At 70.1% G+C, this 14,577-nt stretch carries 9 protein-coding genes, 1 tRNA gene and 2 pseudogenes; 7 read left to right on the top strand and 5 right to left on the bottom strand.

Annotated elements, in window-relative coordinates; all coding sequences use genetic code 11:
• Nucleotides 1-81: 81 nt before the first annotated feature.
• From HW130_RS19435 to HW130_RS19415, 5 genes are all read left to right on the top strand, one after another.
• The gene (locus tag HW130_RS19435; RefSeq protein ID WP_177150897.1) at nucleotides 82-555 is read left to right on the top strand and encodes a DUF1772 domain-containing protein; all 474 of its coding nucleotides are present in this window, start codon (nucleotides 82-84) and stop codon (nucleotides 553-555) included.
• Nucleotides 556-658: 103 nt separating this feature from the next.
• Complete coding sequence (locus tag HW130_RS19430; protein ID WP_256356183.1) at nucleotides 659-1,189, top strand: MarR family winged helix-turn-helix transcriptional regulator; 531 nt, start codon at nucleotides 659-661, stop codon at nucleotides 1,187-1,189.
• Between the two features lie 1,005 nt (nucleotides 1,190-2,194).
• Nucleotides 2,195-4,477: an ice-binding family protein gene (locus HW130_RS36755; protein ID WP_177150896.1), complete on the top strand. Its 2,283-nt coding sequence runs from the start codon at nucleotides 2,195-2,197 to the stop codon at nucleotides 4,475-4,477.
• A gap of 272 nt (nucleotides 4,478-4,749) precedes the next feature.
• The gene (locus HW130_RS19420; protein WP_177150895.1) at nucleotides 4,750-5,334 is read left to right on the top strand and encodes a DUF5819 family protein; all 585 of its coding nucleotides are present in this window, start codon (nucleotides 4,750-4,752) and stop codon (nucleotides 5,332-5,334) included.
• A 52-nt stretch (nucleotides 5,335-5,386) separates the two neighbouring features.
• Nucleotides 5,387-6,442 (top strand): HTTM domain-containing protein, encoded by a 1,056-nt coding sequence (locus HW130_RS19415; protein ID WP_177150958.1) that lies wholly within the window; start codon nucleotides 5,387-5,389, stop codon nucleotides 6,440-6,442.
• A gap of 475 nt (nucleotides 6,443-6,917) precedes the next feature.
• On the opposite strand, the gene HW130_RS19410 is transcribed toward HW130_RS19415, so the two are convergent.
• The 5 genes and pseudogenes from HW130_RS19410 to HW130_RS19390 form a co-directional block, all read right to left on the bottom strand.
• Nucleotides 6,918-9,011: a SpoIIE family protein phosphatase gene (locus tag HW130_RS19410; protein ID WP_177150894.1), complete on the bottom strand. Its 2,094-nt coding sequence runs from the start codon at nucleotides 9,009-9,011 to the stop codon at nucleotides 6,918-6,920.
• A gap of 30 nt (nucleotides 9,012-9,041) precedes the next feature.
• On the bottom strand, nucleotides 9,042-9,563 hold the full coding sequence (locus HW130_RS19405) for a hypothetical protein (RefSeq protein ID WP_256356182.1): 522 nt from the start codon (nucleotides 9,561-9,563) through the stop codon (nucleotides 9,042-9,044).
• Between the two features lie 69 nt (nucleotides 9,564-9,632).
• A pseudogene (locus tag HW130_RS19400) lies at nucleotides 9,633-9,785 on the bottom strand (helix-turn-helix transcriptional regulator); the annotation flags it as partial.
• Between the two features lie 66 nt (nucleotides 9,786-9,851).
• Nucleotides 9,852-10,067 (bottom strand): annotated as a pseudogene (locus HW130_RS19395) (replication initiator); the annotation flags it as partial.
• 523 nt (nucleotides 10,068-10,590) lie between these two features.
• Nucleotides 10,591-10,663, bottom strand: a tRNA-Arg gene (locus tag HW130_RS19390).
• A 310-nt stretch (nucleotides 10,664-10,973) separates the two neighbouring features.
• On the opposite strand from HW130_RS19390, the gene HW130_RS19385 reads away from it, so the two are divergent.
• Nucleotides 10,974-12,593 carry a dynamin family protein gene (locus HW130_RS19385; RefSeq protein ID WP_177150893.1) on the top strand — a complete coding sequence of 540 codons (1,620 nt, stop codon included), beginning with the start codon at nucleotides 10,974-10,976 and terminating at the stop codon, nucleotides 12,591-12,593.
• Between the two features lie 6 nt (nucleotides 12,594-12,599).
• The gene (locus tag HW130_RS19380) at nucleotides 12,600-14,495 is read left to right on the top strand and encodes a GTP-binding protein (protein WP_375256551.1); all 1,896 of its coding nucleotides are present in this window, start codon (nucleotides 12,600-12,602) and stop codon (nucleotides 14,493-14,495) included.
• The last annotated feature ends 82 nt before the right edge of the window (nucleotides 14,496-14,577 follow it).

Below are 14,577 nucleotides of genomic sequence, written 5' to 3'. Positions count from 1 at the left end.
GGGAGGGGCGGCGGGCCGGCGAGGGGCGCGGGAGCGTCAACTCGGCTGCACCGCCACGCCCGCCGCGCCATGATGTGGCCCATGCCGACCCTCCTGCTCGCCCTCGCCGTCATCTCCACCGGTCTGTACGCGGGCTTCATGCTCATCTTCCTGACCGGCATCATGCCCGGCTTCGCCCGGTTGTCCGACGAGCAGTTCGTGGGCGCGATGCGCCGTGTCAACGAGACCGTGCCGCGGGCCGTCTTCCTCCTCGTCTTCGTCGCGATCGTCGCCTTCCCGGCCGCCGCGCTCGCCGTCCCCGTCCAGGGCCGCACCGCCACCGAGCGGTGGCTGATCGTCGCCGGGCTCGTCTGCGCCGTCCTCAACCACCTCGTCACCGTCGTCGGCAACATCCCCCTCAACAACGCGCTCGCCGCATCCGAGAACGCCACCCCGCCCGTGTCCGACACCAGGGTCCGCGCGGCTTTCGAGAGCCGGTGGAACCGGCTGCACCTGGTCCGTACGCTCCTGACGCTGGCGGCCTTCGTCCTGCTCGTGTGCGCCGCACTCCCGTAGCCGTCGGCTCCGACGCCGCGGAAGCCGGCCGGCCCGGAGTCCGTCCCGCCCCTGACCGGGGACCGGCGATGCCGCGGCCGGGACCGCGCGGTAGAAAGAGGACATGAACCAACCAGCGCGGTCCGCAGGGGACATGGACGACGTCGACGCCGTGACCCGCGCGGTGCTCACCGCGTCCAGGCTCCTCGTCGCGGTCTCCGCCCGCTCGCTGGCCGCCGTGGAGGACCGGGTCACGCTGCCCCAGTTCCGGCTCCTGGTCGTGCTGTCCACGGAGGGGCCCGCCAAGCTGGTCGTCCTGGCCGAGCGGCTCGGGGTGAACCCGTCGACCGCGCTGCGGATGATGGACCGGCTGATCGCCGCCGGTCTGGCGGACCGGCAGGTCAACCCCGACAACCGCCGCGAGACCGTGCTGCGGCTGACCGACGAGGGCCGGCGCATCGTCGAGGACGTCACCGGCCGCCGCCGCGAGGAGATCGCCGCGATCGTGTCCCGGCTCGACCCGCAGCAGCGAGCGGCACTCGTCGACGCACTGGGGGCGTTCACCGAGGCGGGCGCGGAACCTGCCGTCGGGGGCCGCGAGGCGGAGCTGTATCCGCTGGGCTGGTCGGACATGCCCCAGGGCGGCCACCGCTGACGCCGGCCGTCGGCCGCCCGTCGCCACGGCGGCGGCGCCCCGCGCGGGCCACACCTGTGGCGGTGAGCGCGTTGACGAACGCCGCCGCCACCAGCAAGGCGCTCACCCACAGGGGTGAGCGGAAGCCGGCCCCGAGCGCGGCCCCGCCGAGCGAAGCGCCGAGCGCGGCGCCCATGTTGAAGGCCGCGGTCGCGCAGGCGCCGTCCGGTGCGGGAACGGTCACCGGACGCGTCCAGCGGATATCCAAGGGCCGGCCCCGCCGCCCAGACGAGCCGCTCCGCCCTCGCGGGTGTGTGGCACGGCACGGCGTGCCGCCTCCGCGCCACGGCGCCCGCCGGGCCACCACCAGCGGCGCCTCCGGCGCTTACGCGTCCTCTACGCCCTACCCGCTACCGTCCCCTGACCAGCAAAAAGGCCCTCCTGGTCGGAGGGCCTTGCGGTGGTGCGGACGATGCGCCCCCGGCAGGACTCGAACCTGGGGCCAAGCGCTTGGAAGGCGCTTGGCCGCAGAGGTGCTCAGCCTGGCTGACCTGCTCCTCTCCTCTCGCATACACCCGGTATCTCGGAACTTCGACCCGGATTCGACTAGGCGCGCTCTGAGCTAGGCCCTGGGCGCATCCAGCCGGTGGCATGTACCGAATGGCTGGCCGGGGCGTACGGGATTCCCGAGGGGGCGGAACAACGTAGCGCCCGGATCCGCGCCGGGACCGACCGTGACGGGCTCGGCGGATGCTTCTCCGACCTGCGCCCACCCGGGGGACATCTGATGCCCGCTTGCCCAATTCCGCGGTAAGCGCCTTCCGGCTCGCCGCACGGATGAGTGACGGTCGGCCAGCTCAACATTTTTCATGCATTCTTTGATGCATATTGATTGATTCCGGCGACATCACCTGGGGGAATCGCAATGGGGGTTGGGTGTCTGCTTAATATGCCGCCGACAGGCGAGGCGATTCCGTTCGACGAGGAACGTCCGGACGTCACCACCCCCCAGGAGTTGGCTCCTCGATGACACTGAATATTCCCGATGCGCCGCATCGGCGCACAATGACGGCTTGGATCGCGGGGGTACTCACCCTGCTGGTCGCCTTTGCCGTGGTCGCAGTGACGCCTACACGGGCGAATGCAGCAACACCTGTAGATCTGGGTACCGCGGAAAGCTTCGCGGTACTGGCCGGCGCGGAGGTCACCAACACCGGGCCCTCAGTGGTCACTGGAGACGTCGGAGTGCATCCGGGGACGTCCATCAGCGGGTTCCCGCCCGGTACGGTCAACGGGACTTTGCACTCTGGGGACACTGTGGCTGAACAAGCCAAGACCGACCTGGTCGCGGCGTACAACGACGCCGCCGGACAGGCATCCAATGGCGCCCTTCCTCCGGATGCCGGCGGCTTGACGCTGGTTCCGGGCGTCTACACCGCCTCTTCCAGTCTCGGGCTCACCGGCACCCTCACCCTGGATGCCCAGGGCGACCCGAACGCCGTGTGGGTGTTCCAGGTCGGTTCCACGCTGACGACGGCAAGCAACAGCAGCGTGTCCCTCATCAACGGCGCATCGCCGTGCAATGTGTTCTGGCAGATCGGCAGCTCGGCCACCCTCGGCACCGGCACCACCTTCGTGGGCACGATCATGGCCAAGGCAGCGATCACCGTAACGACGGGAGCGACCATCGACGGCCGCGCGCTGGCCGAGGTCGAGGCCGTGACGCTGGACACCAACCGGATCACCAGGCCTGAGTGTGCGGGCACCACGACCACAACAACTACCGGTGACGCTGCGACCACGACGACGACGGGTGACGCTGCGACCACGACGACGACGGGTGACGCTGCGACGGGTGACGCTGCGACGGGTGATGCCGCGACGGGTGACGCTGCGACGGGTGATGCCGCCACGGGCGATGCCGCGACGGGTGATGCCGCCACGGGCGATGCCGCGACGGGTGATGCCGCCACGGGCGATGCCGCGACGGGTGATGCCGCCACGGGCGATGCCGCGACGGGTGATGCCGCCACGGGCGATGCCGCGACGGGTGATGCCGCCACGGGCGATGCCGCGACGGGTGATGCCGCCACGGGCGATGCCGCGACGGGTGATGCCGCCACGGGCGATGCCGCGACGGGTGATGCCGCCACGGGCGATGCCGCGACGGGTGATGCCGCCACGGGCGATGCCGCGACGGGTGATGCCGCCACGGGCGATGCCGCGACGGGTGATGCCGCCACGGGCGATGCCGCGACGGGTGATGCCGCCACGGGCGATGCCGCGACGGGTGATGCCGCCACGGGCGATGCCGCGACGGGTGATGCCGCCACGGGCGATGCCGCGACGGGTGATGCCGCCACGGGCGATGCCGCGACGGGTGATGCCGCCACGGGCGATGCCGCGACGGGTGATGCCGCCACGGGCGATGCCGCGACGGGTGATGCCGCCACGGGCGATGCCGCGACGGGTGATGCCGCCACGGGCGATGCCGCGACGGGTGATGCCGCCACGGGCGATGCCGCGACGGGTGACGCCGCGACGGGCGATGCTGCAACCGGCCACGACGGCGGTTACCACGACGGCGGTTACCACGACGGCGGTTACCACGACGGCGGTTACCACGACGGCGGTTACCACGACGGCGGTTACCACGACGGCGGTTACCACGACGGCGGTTACCACGACGGCGGTTACCACGACGGCGGTTACCACGACGGCGGTTACCACGACGGCGGTTACCACGACGGCGGTTACCACGACGGCGGTTACCACGACGGCGGTTACCACGACGGCGGTTACCACGACGGCGGTTACCACGACGGCGGTTACCACGACGGCGGTTACCACGACGGCGGTTACCACGACGGCGGTTACCACGACGGCGGTTACCACGACGGCGGTTACCACGACGGCGGTTACCACGACGGCGGTTACCACGACGGCGGTTACCACGACGGCGGTTACCACGACGGCGGTTACCACGACGGCGGTTACCACGACGGCGGTTACCACGACGGCGGTTACCACGACGGCGGTTACCACGACGGCGGTTACCACGACGGCGGTTACCACGACGGCGGTTACCACGACGGCGGTTACCACGACGGCGGTTACCACGACGGCGGTTACCACGACGGCGGTTACCACGACGGCGATACGGCGAGAAGCCCGGGAATCGCGGCAAGCCCGAGGGAAAGCGCAGGGTGCACAAATGCACGTTCAACGCTGAGCGAGCTGTTCCCCCGTCTGTCGGCGGGACCAGTGAGTCCCGTGTGGGCACTCTCGGCGGAGTGCGCGCACGGGTAGTCGACCTCACACACGAGTGGGACGGATGGCGCGCGTCGGATCGTCATCGATTCCGTCGCGCGCCCGCCCGCGGAAGCAGGAGAAGCAGGTGCGAGCAGTCGGGATGGGAAGGGCCGGGTGGGGCCGTGCTGGGCGGCGTTGAGTCGACGAATGTGAAGGAATCGCGGCGGACCGACGCTGAGCCGGCAGCACAGGACGGTGGCCGGGGACCGCGTACGACTCGTGACCTTTCAGGGCCACCCCGCCTGCTGACCGCAGGAACGGGAGCCGCGGTGGCCCTCTGCCTTGCAGTGGCTCTGGCCCATGTGCTCCTGGTGTTTCTGCACGTGGCGCCTCCGAATGCAATCTCGAAGGCGTACAGCCGACAGATCGACGCCTGGGTCCGGCCCGTGTTTGAGCAGAACTGGCGGCTCTTCGCTCCGAATCCGCAGTGGGTCAACCGGCAGATTTCGGCGAGGACCAAGCGGACAGCGCCGGACGGCACCACACGGGTGAGCGACTGGATCGATCTGACCGCCAGGGACAATTCCGCTGTCAAGCACAACGTCTTCCCGAGCCATACGGCACAGAACATGCTGCGCCAGGCTTGGAATTCCTACCTCAAGACGCACGGCGGCGACAACCATCCGCGCTCGGACCGGGCTGTGATGATCCAGAAGTATCTGCGCAACATTGCAGTGGACCGTGTCGCCGCCCAAGGTGGCGGCACCTTCGACTCCATCCAACTGCGGGTCATCACGCAGCCCATCCCCGCGCCCCGCGCAGCGGGCGGTTTCCGGCCGGCCGCCGCGGCATCGGCGCGTGCTGAAACCCGGTATCTGCCTTGGTGGAAGGTGTCCTCGCATGGAACGGACTGAGCAGCCACCGGTCGCAGCGCCCCCACGTACCACCGAGCCAGCGGCCGTGCGAATGCCGCAGCGCGTACTCGACCGGGTCCATGCGTTCCTCGTCCTCCTGACCGAGCGGCCGGTCTCCTTGTACGCGGCGGCGATGCTGCGCATCGGGTACGGGCTGCTCTATCTCGTTTTTCTGCTCCGCGAGTTTCCACACCGCGATGAGATGTGGGGGCCCGGTTCACCGTGGACGCCTGCGCTGGCCAGGCAGATGTTCGACCAGAGCGGGTGGGTCAGCGTCCTCACCCTGTCCGACAGTCGGGTGTACTTCGAGGTCTGCTACGCCGTTGCTCTCGTCACGTGTGCGCTGTTCCTATTGGGCTGGCGGACCCGGGCGGTGTCCGTGCTGTTCGCGGTCGTGGTGGTGTCGTTCCACGCCAGGGCGATCTTCATGGCGGACGGCGGGGACAATCTCATGGTCCTCATGGCCGTCTACCTCGTCTTCACCGCGTGCGGCCGGCGCTGGTCCCTCGACGCGCGAAGGACCCGGTTCCAGGCGTCGGCGGGCAAGACGGCAGGCCGGCTCGGCGGCGGTCTCCGGCACCAGCTCGGTGACATCCGCAGCATCTTGATCACTGTGCTGCACAACTGCGGCATGTTCGTCATCGCCGCCCAGGTCTGCTTCCTCTACGGATGCGCGGGCCTGTACAAGGTGCAGGGCGTCAAGTGGGGCGATGGCACCGCCCTCCACTACATCCTGAACATCGACCTGTTCCGGCCCTGGCCTGCGTTGTCCCAGATGATCGACGGCCATCACGTGCTGATTGCAGTCATTGGCTATCTGACGGTGCTGGTGCAGGTCGCCTTTCCGTTTGTCCTGTTCGGCAGGCTCAAATACCCCGTCCTGGTCCTGTTGCTGGGCATGCACGTGAATATCGCGGTGGTCATGGGACTGCCGATCTTCTCGGGCGCGATGATCGTCGCGGACGCCGTGTTCCTGCCGGACCGCTTCTACCGCGCCGTGGGACGGCTGTGGCGGCGCACCGTACAGCGCACAGGCGTCACGGGAGCGGGAGCCTCGCCCGGGACAGCACCCGCCGCGGTACCGCCGCAGCCCCGACCCGCCAGCTGAGGCAAAGCGGCGTCATGTCGAATTTTCGCGAGACCTGCGAGGTTCCCCGCTTCGCCACCGCAGGAGCTTGATCAGAGCTTCATTCTCACGTCGGTGTTCGGCCGGCGGAGCCGGGGCCGTCTTGATCCACGACAGTGCACTCCGGCGCAGAGGTCGGTGGAACGGCTTTGGCCGGTGGCCTGCCTGGTTTGGGGTCGTGCGTGATCAGGGGGCCGTACGCTTGCCGGCTACTCGGGCAGGCTTGTCCCCTGCCCGCAATGTGTCCGAGTGGCCCCCTGGTCTTGCTCGACGTGCGTCGTTGCGGCGTGTGGCAGGAGGTCGGGACTGGCGCTGGTTGACGTGACGGACTGATCCTTGACACTCGCTCACCAGCTCTGCCGTGAACGCCGTGCGCGACACCGACCTGATCAGGTGCCTGAACCCGAGTGGCAGTGGGTGTGCGCCCAGGACCGTGGTACTGCGTGAAAGCGTGGCCCTATATGGGAGAAGTGTTCGTCATGCCCTGGACGCGCGCGATGAGCAGGGCGACATCATCGTGGTCGTACGGTTGTCGGAGCGCTTGCAGGAGCCGGTCACAGGTTTTCTCCAACGGCCGGTCGGGGTCGTCCAGGAGCCGGAGGAGGAGATTGAGGCGGTCGTCGAGGGGCTCGTGGCGGGTTTCGACCAGGCCGTCGGTGTAGAGCACGAGCTGGTCTCCGGGGCCGAACTCGACTATGGCGCTGTGGAAGGGCACACCGCCGACGCCGAGCGGTGCGCCCGTGGGCAAGTCGAGCAGCTCCGCAGGCCCACCGGCGCGCACCAGAGCGGGCGGCAGGTGTCCGGCGCAGGCGATACAGCATTGCCGGTGGTGGGGGTCGTAGACGGCGTAGATGCAGGTGGCGATGTAGTGACCCAGACCGGCTGTGATCTTGTCGAGGTGCTCGAGCAGACGGGCGGGTTCGAGGTCTAGTGAAGCCAGGGTGCTGGTGGCGGTGCGCAGCCGGCCCATGGTGGTGGCGGCGTCGATACCGCTGCCCATCACATCGCCCACGACAAGCGCGGTCTTGTCGCCTTCCAGGGGTATGACGTCGAACCAGTCACCGCCGACCTCAATCGCGGCTCCAGCCGGCTGGTAGCGCGAGGCAACGGACAAGCCCACCGTGCAGGGCGGATGCTCCGGCAGCAGGCTGCGCTGGAGGGTGACGGCGGTATTGCGCGCGCTTTGGTACCAGCGGGCATTGTCGATCTGCACCGCTGCGCGGGCGCCCAGCTCACGGGCCAGGACCATGTCGTCGTGGTCGAAAGGCAGGGGGTTGCTGGTGCGTTTGAGGTCCAAGGCGCCGAGCACTTCGCCGCGGGCGGTCAACGGCACCGCGAGATAGGAGTGGACGCCCGCCCGGGCCAGGAGCACGGCCTCGTCGGGGTCACGGGCGATGCGTGGCAGATCCCCCTCGCCCACATGGCGCACCATGACCGGGCGGCCGGTGTGCACGCACTGGGTGACCAGGCGGTCGGCGGCGTACTGGGCGATGTGCCCGGGGGCGTCGGCTGCTTGGAGGGCTTCGGTGGGGTGGGCGGCCTTGACGGCGAGGGCCCGGATGACCGCCGGGCCGGTGGGCGAGAGCTCACTGCGGCGGCCTTCCAGGACGGAGTCCAATACGTCCACTGCTGCGATGTCGGCGAGCTCGGGGACAGCGACATCGGCCAGTTCGCGGGCGGTCCGGTCCAGTTCCAGGGTGGTGCCGATGCGGGCGGAGGCGTCGGCGATGAGGGCCAGTCGCCGACGGGCGCGCTCTGCCTCGGTGGCCGCCCGGTGCCGTTCGGTGACATCCACCACCGAGGTGGCCACACCCAGAATCCGCCCGCCGGGATCCTCCAGCCGGAAGAAGGAGACCGACCAGGCGCGGTCATGGTCCGGGTCTGCCGGGGTGCGGCCGACGGCGTGCTGGTTGACTTGGGGGATCCCGGTGTCCAGCACCTGGCGCAGGGCGGCTTCGATCTCGTCGACGTTCGGGAACGACAACACGTCGTGGAAGGCGCGGCCGAGGTGTTCGTCGGCGGGTATGCCGTGGATCAGCTCCAGCGCCGGGTTGACGGACAGGTACCGCAGATCGGAGTCCAGGACGGCCAGGCCGATCGGGGACTGGGAGACCAACTGTACGGACAGGGCCTGGTCCCTCTCCACCTGGCGCAAGGCCGCCTGATCCGTGGCGATGCCCAGAGCGTAGAAGTCTCCGCGGTCATCCAGGAGCCGCATGTTGCGGAACTCCACGAGCCGGGTACTGCCGTCCTTGTGCCGGATGGGGAAGGCTCCGGCCCAGCGTCGGCCGGTGTCCATCACCTCGCCGAACAGTTTGATGATCATGTCGAGGTGCTGCTCGCGGACCACGAGCCGAGCGGCGTACTGGCCCAGCGCCTCCTCAGCGGTGTAGCCGAACAGCTCCTCGGCCTCGGGGCTCCACAGCACGATCCGCCCCTGCGCGTCGAGCACCACGGCCGCCACACCCAGCACATCCAGCAGCCCACTCGGCTGGGACACGGCGAAGGCCGTCTCGTCGCCGTTCGTCTTGACGGTTCGGGCTGCGCTCATCCCGGATTCCCTCCGCCTCTCACCCACAGCCTACGGCCCGGCGCCGAGAGCGCAGCTCGCGGAGTTTTTACACAAAGTAGCCACCTTTTCACCCGCGCGGGCATGTACACCTCCAGTCATGTAGTGCCGAAACGTCCTGGCTCCGGGGATGTAGCGGAAGTGCAGCACCGGGTCATGCCCGGCCGGAGCGCCAAGGACATGCGGATTTACCAGGACGTCATCGTCAAAGCGGTAGATGGAGTTGTAGAGGATCGTGTCGTGTAGCCGAAGCTCGACGCCAGGGGTCTTGGTTGCGGGTTCGAGGTAGCGACGGGTGATGCGCGCTCGGGCTGCAAGGTCACTGCCGATGCCTTCTTCGTTACCGCGCTGATGGACCATCTCTGAGTCCGGGTCACCGAGAAGTATGCGGATCTGGGCGCCCGCCTGGGCCTTGTCCGCGAGCTGGTCCGGCAGGTCCGGGTGGCTGTCGAACAGAAAGAGACCTGCGTACACGAGGATCTCGACGTGGTTCGTGGCTTGGTCGATGAGCGAGGACCAGAGGGCAGTCGGCACTGCTCCCCGGCGCGGGTAGTACCTTGTAGGCCAGAATCTTGTAGATCCGGACGTCAAAAGTCGTGTCCATCAGGCCGCGTCCTCCCGACCGTCGAGCCAATGGTCGAGTTCGGTCCGACGGACCCGTAGGTCACCGTTCGGGAGCTTGATGCAGCGCGGAGCACGCTTCTTCGCACGCCAGTCGTAGAACGTCGATCGCGAGATCCTCAGCTCATTGCAGACCTCAGCAAGGGTGGGCATCCCGTTCGATCGGGTTGCTGTCGTCACGTCACACCCTCTCCCCAGCGCCATGGCTTCGCGGGTGGTTTCTCGGTTGATGCGGATGTCTTCAGCGATGGAGGCGGCGAGGGCGGATTCGCCGGGGGTGTGGCCGTGGCCGGCGTAGCGCCAGTCGGCGAGCACGAGGGTGGTTTCGGGTTCTGGCAGGCCGAGGGCTTGGCGTTGCTCGGCGCGGACTTGGCGCCGTTCGGTGAAGGTGGAGGAGTAGCGGCGCGACTTGGTGCTGGAGACCTGCTTTTCCCAGGGGAGAACGGGACATCCTGTCCGGCTCGGTATTCCGCCGCGCCTGGCGGACCGCTCGAAAGGAAGTCCTACTGCCCGAGGAATTCGCCTCGCCCCTCGGTAAGCGCGTTTACGACCTCCGCCACACCTGCCTGACGACGTGGCTCAACGCGGGTATACCGCCGGCGCAGGTCGCCGAGTGGGCAGGCAACAGCGTCCCCGTCCTGCTCGCCACGTACGCCCGGTGCATCTCCGGTCAGCTCAGGGATCACCAGAGGCGGATCGAGGCCGGGGGAGACCTCCCCGACCTGACGGAAGATCGCTGAGCCACCCCCGAAAACTTCGACGCGTATTCGACAGGGCCACCCGCAGAAACCCGGCATCAGCCGGACAGCGCCGGATCTCCCTCGTGATCATCCGAGGGTGGTCCGGCGCTCACGTCTCCTCTACGCCCCGCCCGTTAGAGTGCCGCTGACCAGCAAAAAGGCCCTCCCGGTGGGAGGGCCTTGCGGTGGTGCGGACGGTGCGCCCCCGGCAGGACTCGAACCTGCGGCCAAGCGCTTAGAAGGCGCCTGCTCTATCCACTGAGCTACGGGGGCCGGAAGCGGCCTTGCGGGCAGAGCCCCAATCGGGTCGTCCGACCTGCCGGGGTCAAGGATAGGGCTCCGATCACCTTGGCCCGGTTGCCTCACCTGCGTGGCACGATGTGGAGGTTCGGTGAAGCGAACCGATAATCGCAGGCAGGTGCGATTCGTGCACCGCTTTTGACGCCTGGCGTCGCGGGTGTTGTGCACTCGTTATGCCTGCGTCCCACTCGCCCCATGTGTTCCGTCTGTCCTACCGGCGCGCAGAGAGGCCCATACGCTTCAAAAAGTCGATCAAATTGGGCATTCTTCGCATGTGGTGACCTTGGATGCACGGCCTCAGCTGATCGACGCACTTTCCGCCCTGCGCGACCGTGTCGCCGCCGTGCGTCTGCCGCTCCCTCTTCCCGGCGCGCCCCGCGCCCGGCAGACGCGTGTCGAGCTGCTCGCGCAGCTCGACGACTATCTGGTGCCCCGCCTCAAGGACCCGGACGCCCCGCTGCTCGCCGTGATCGGCGGATCCACCGGTGCCGGGAAGTCCACCCTCGTCAACTCCCTTGCGGGCAGGAAGGTCAGCGAGGCCGGGGTGCTGCGGCCCACCACGCGGACCCCTGTCCTCGTCTGCCACCCCGACGACCACCACTGGTTCGCCGGTTTGCGGGTGCTCCCGGAGCTCACCCGCGTCTGGATGCCCCCCGCCGAGGAGCAGGGGGAGCGGGACGGGCCCGGGCGGCAGGGCAGGACCGGGAATCAGCCCGCGAACGAGAAGGCGCTGCGGATCGAGACCGCGTCCACCCTCCCGCGCGGCCTCGCCCTCCTCGACGCGCCCGACGTCGACTCGCTCGTCGTGGAGAACCGTCTGCTGGCCGCCGAGTTGATCTGCGCCGCCGACGTATGGGTCATGGTGACCACCGCCTCGCGGTACGCGGACGCCGTTCCGTGGCATCTGCTGCGTACGGCGAAGGAGTACGACGCCACGCTGATCACCGTGCTGGACCGGGTGCCGCACCAGGTCGTCGACGAGGTCTCGCGCCAGTACGCGGCGCTGCTGACCAAGGCGGGGCTCGGCCATGTGCCGCGGTTCACCATCCCCGAGCTGCCCGAGTCCGCGGGCGCCGGCAACGGGCTGCTGCCCACCACCGCCGTCGCGCCCCTGCTGTCCTGGCTGGCCCACCGGGCGCAGGACCCGGCCGCCCGCCAGCAGGCGCTCGGGCGCACCGCGGGCGGCGTTCTCGCCTCCCTGGACGCGCGGATGCCGGAGCTCGCGAGCGCTGTCGCGGCTCAGTACGCGGCGGCCGTACGGCTCACGGGCGCCGTGGAGGAGGCGTACGAGAAGCAGCGCGAGCGCGTGCGGGAGCAGCTGCGTGCCGGTGCTGTGCTCTCCGGGGACGCGCGCACCCGCTGGCGCGGCTATCCCCGCGACAGCACGGCGGCCGAACTGCTCGACGCACTCGTCGCCAGCCTGTCCGCGCTCCTGCAGTGCGCCGTGGCCGCCGCCGACGAGCAGGTGCACAGCGCCTGGCGGCGCGAGCCGGCCGCGGCGGCCGTCACCCCGCACCGCCGCGTCGATCTGGAGGCGAGCGAGCGGATCGGGATGGCCGTGCGCCGCTGGCGGCGGGTGCTCGAGGAGATCGCCGAGGAGGAGGTACGGGGGATGGAGCGCAACGCCGCCCCCGACGCCGAGACCGTCGCCGCGCTGCTCGCCACCGCGCTGCTCGGCGGCCGCCGCGCCCGCGGTGCGGGGGAGCGGCTGGCCGAACGGATGGGCGCCCAGGGCGCGCTGAGGCTGCGCGACAAGGGCGGTGAGCTGGTCTCGACGTCCATCGACGCCGTACTGCACGGCGAACGGGACCGCCGCCTGGCGCCCCTGGACGCCCTGGAAGTGACCCCCGAGCCGCAGGCCGAGCTGATCGCCGCGCTGTCCCTACTGCAGAAGGAGAGGTGAGCGCGGGTGACCGCCGTCACCGACGACCACAACGAGACGGGGAACGAGGCCGTCGCCGGAACCCCGAACGGGGCTGTGCACGAGAAGGCGGGCAGCGCTGCGGAGGGGGCAGGCGGCAAGGAGGCCGGTGGCCGCTGGGACGACGGGCTCATCGCACGCCGTGCCGAGCCGAGGTCCGACGGACCCGACCCGGACGACGCGGAACCCGGCGAGGACGAGCCCGGTCACCGTGGCGGTGCCGCCTCGGAGGACGGGCACGACCACCTGCCGATCGGCGGAGCCTACGGCGGACCGCTGCGCGACCGACTGAACGCGCTGCGTGAACTTCTGGGGCTGTCCCAGACCCGCCTGGACGGCCGCACCCTCGCGGAGGCAGGCCGGGTCCTCGACGAGGCCGCCGCCCGCCAGCGGCTCTCCTCCCGTCACACGGTGGTCGCCATCGCCGGCGCGACGGGCAGCGGCAAGTCGACCCTCTTCAACGCGCTCGCCGGAGTGCGCATCGCGGAGACCGGGCTGCGCAGGCCGACCACGTCGGCGCCCATCGCCTGCACATGGTCGGACGGCGCCGCCGGGCTGCTGGACCGGCTCGCCATCCCGGGCCGGCTGCGCCGAAGGCCGCTCGCGGGCGGCGACGGCGACGAGCAGTTGCACGGGCTGGTGCTGATCGACCTGCCCGACCACGACTCGGCCCTCGTGCAGCACCGGGAGCAGGTCGACCGGGTGCTCGCGCTCGTCGACGCCGTGATCTGGGTCGTCGACCCCGAGAAGTACGCGGATGCTGCCCTGCACGAGCGCTACCTGAGGCCGCTCGCCGGGCACGCCGAGATCACGTTCGTGGTGCTCAACCAGATCGACCGGCTCCCCGGCGAGGCCGCCGACCAGGTCCTCGACGACCTGCGGCGGCTCCTGGACGAGGACGGCGTGGCTCTGGGAGAGCACGGTGAACCGGGCGCCAGGGTTCTGCCGCTGTCCGCGCTGACGGGCGAGGGCGTGGGCGAACTGCGCGAGATGATCGGCGAGTTCGTGCAGGGGCGCGAGGCGGCGGCGCTGCGGTTGTCCGCGGACGTGGACGCGGCGGCGGCGAAGCTGCGCCCCGTGTACGTCGCCGACGGCCGGACGGGTCTGGGCGAGCGCGCCCGCGACGACTTCTCGGCCCGGCTCGCGGACGCGATCGGCGCGACGGCGGCCGGGGAGGCCGCGGAGCGGGAGTGGCGCAGGAACGCGTCGCGGGCGTGCGGGACGCCCTGGCTGCGGCTGTGGCGCTGGTACGAGCGCAAGCGCATGCCGGGGGCGGCCCTGGAGCCGCGTGCCACTCCGGTGGAGGAGGAGCCGACCGCGCGCCAGCGGGTCGAGCAGGCGGTCCGCACGGTCGCCGGCGAGGCGTCGCGCGGGCTGCCCGCCCCGTGGGCGCAGGCGGTGCGGGAGGCGGCGGTACGGGGCGCGCAGGGGTTGCCCGAGGCACTGGACGAGCTGGCGACGCGCGAGGCCGCGGCGACGAGCGGACGGCCGCAGCGCCCGGCGTGGTGGCCGGCCGCGGTGCTGGCCCAGGCGTCGATGACGCTGCTTCAGATCTTCGGCGGTCTGTGGCTGGTGGGCCAGATCGTCGGCGTGCTGGAGCCGGGGCTGATCCCGCCGGTGCTGGTGATGCTCGCGGGCATCGTGGGCGGCCCGCTGGTGGAGTGGGCGTGTGCGGCGGCCGCCAAGGGGCCGGCCAGGAGATACGGCCAGGACGTCAGACGCGCGCTGCAGGAGGCGGCCGCGGGCTGCGGCAGGGCCAAGGTGCTCGACCCGATCTCGGCGGAGCTCATGCGCTACCGCGAGGTGCGGGAGCAGTACGCGACGGTGTCGGGGACGACACGGCCGGGTGCGGGGCACGGAAGGGTGCGTACCCGCATCGGGTGACGGGGTTGTCCACAACGGGACGCCCGTCCACAGGCGTCCGCGGGTCTTCTCCGTCCGGTCCAGCATGGAGCCCGGAAGACAG

The sequence above is a fragment of the Streptomyces sp. PKU-EA00015 genome (assembly GCF_013387495.1).
Classification (GTDB): Bacteria; Actinomycetota; Actinomycetes; order Streptomycetales; family Streptomycetaceae; genus Streptomyces.
This window is presented reverse-complemented; position numbering and strand designations above follow the sequence as displayed.

Bases quoted from the DNA above. Each gene is read 5' to 3' on its own strand.
- HW130_RS19435 (WP_177150897.1), top strand. From the start codon at position 82: ATGCCGACCCTCCTGCTCGCCCTCGCCGTCATCTCCACCGGTCTGTAC.
- HW130_RS19415 (WP_177150958.1), top strand. From the start codon at position 5,387: ATGCCGCAGCGCGTACTCGACCGGGTCCATGCGTTCCTCGTCCTCCTG.
- HW130_RS36755 (WP_177150896.1), top strand. From the start codon at position 2,195: ATGACACTGAATATTCCCGATGCGCCGCATCGGCGCACAATGACGGCT.
- HW130_RS19430 (WP_256356183.1), top strand. From the start codon at position 659: ATGAACCAACCAGCGCGGTCCGCAGGGGACATGGACGACGTCGACGCC.
- HW130_RS19410 (WP_177150894.1), bottom strand. From the start codon at position 9,011: ATGAGCGCAGCCCGAACCGTCAAGACGAACGGCGACGAGACGGCCTTC.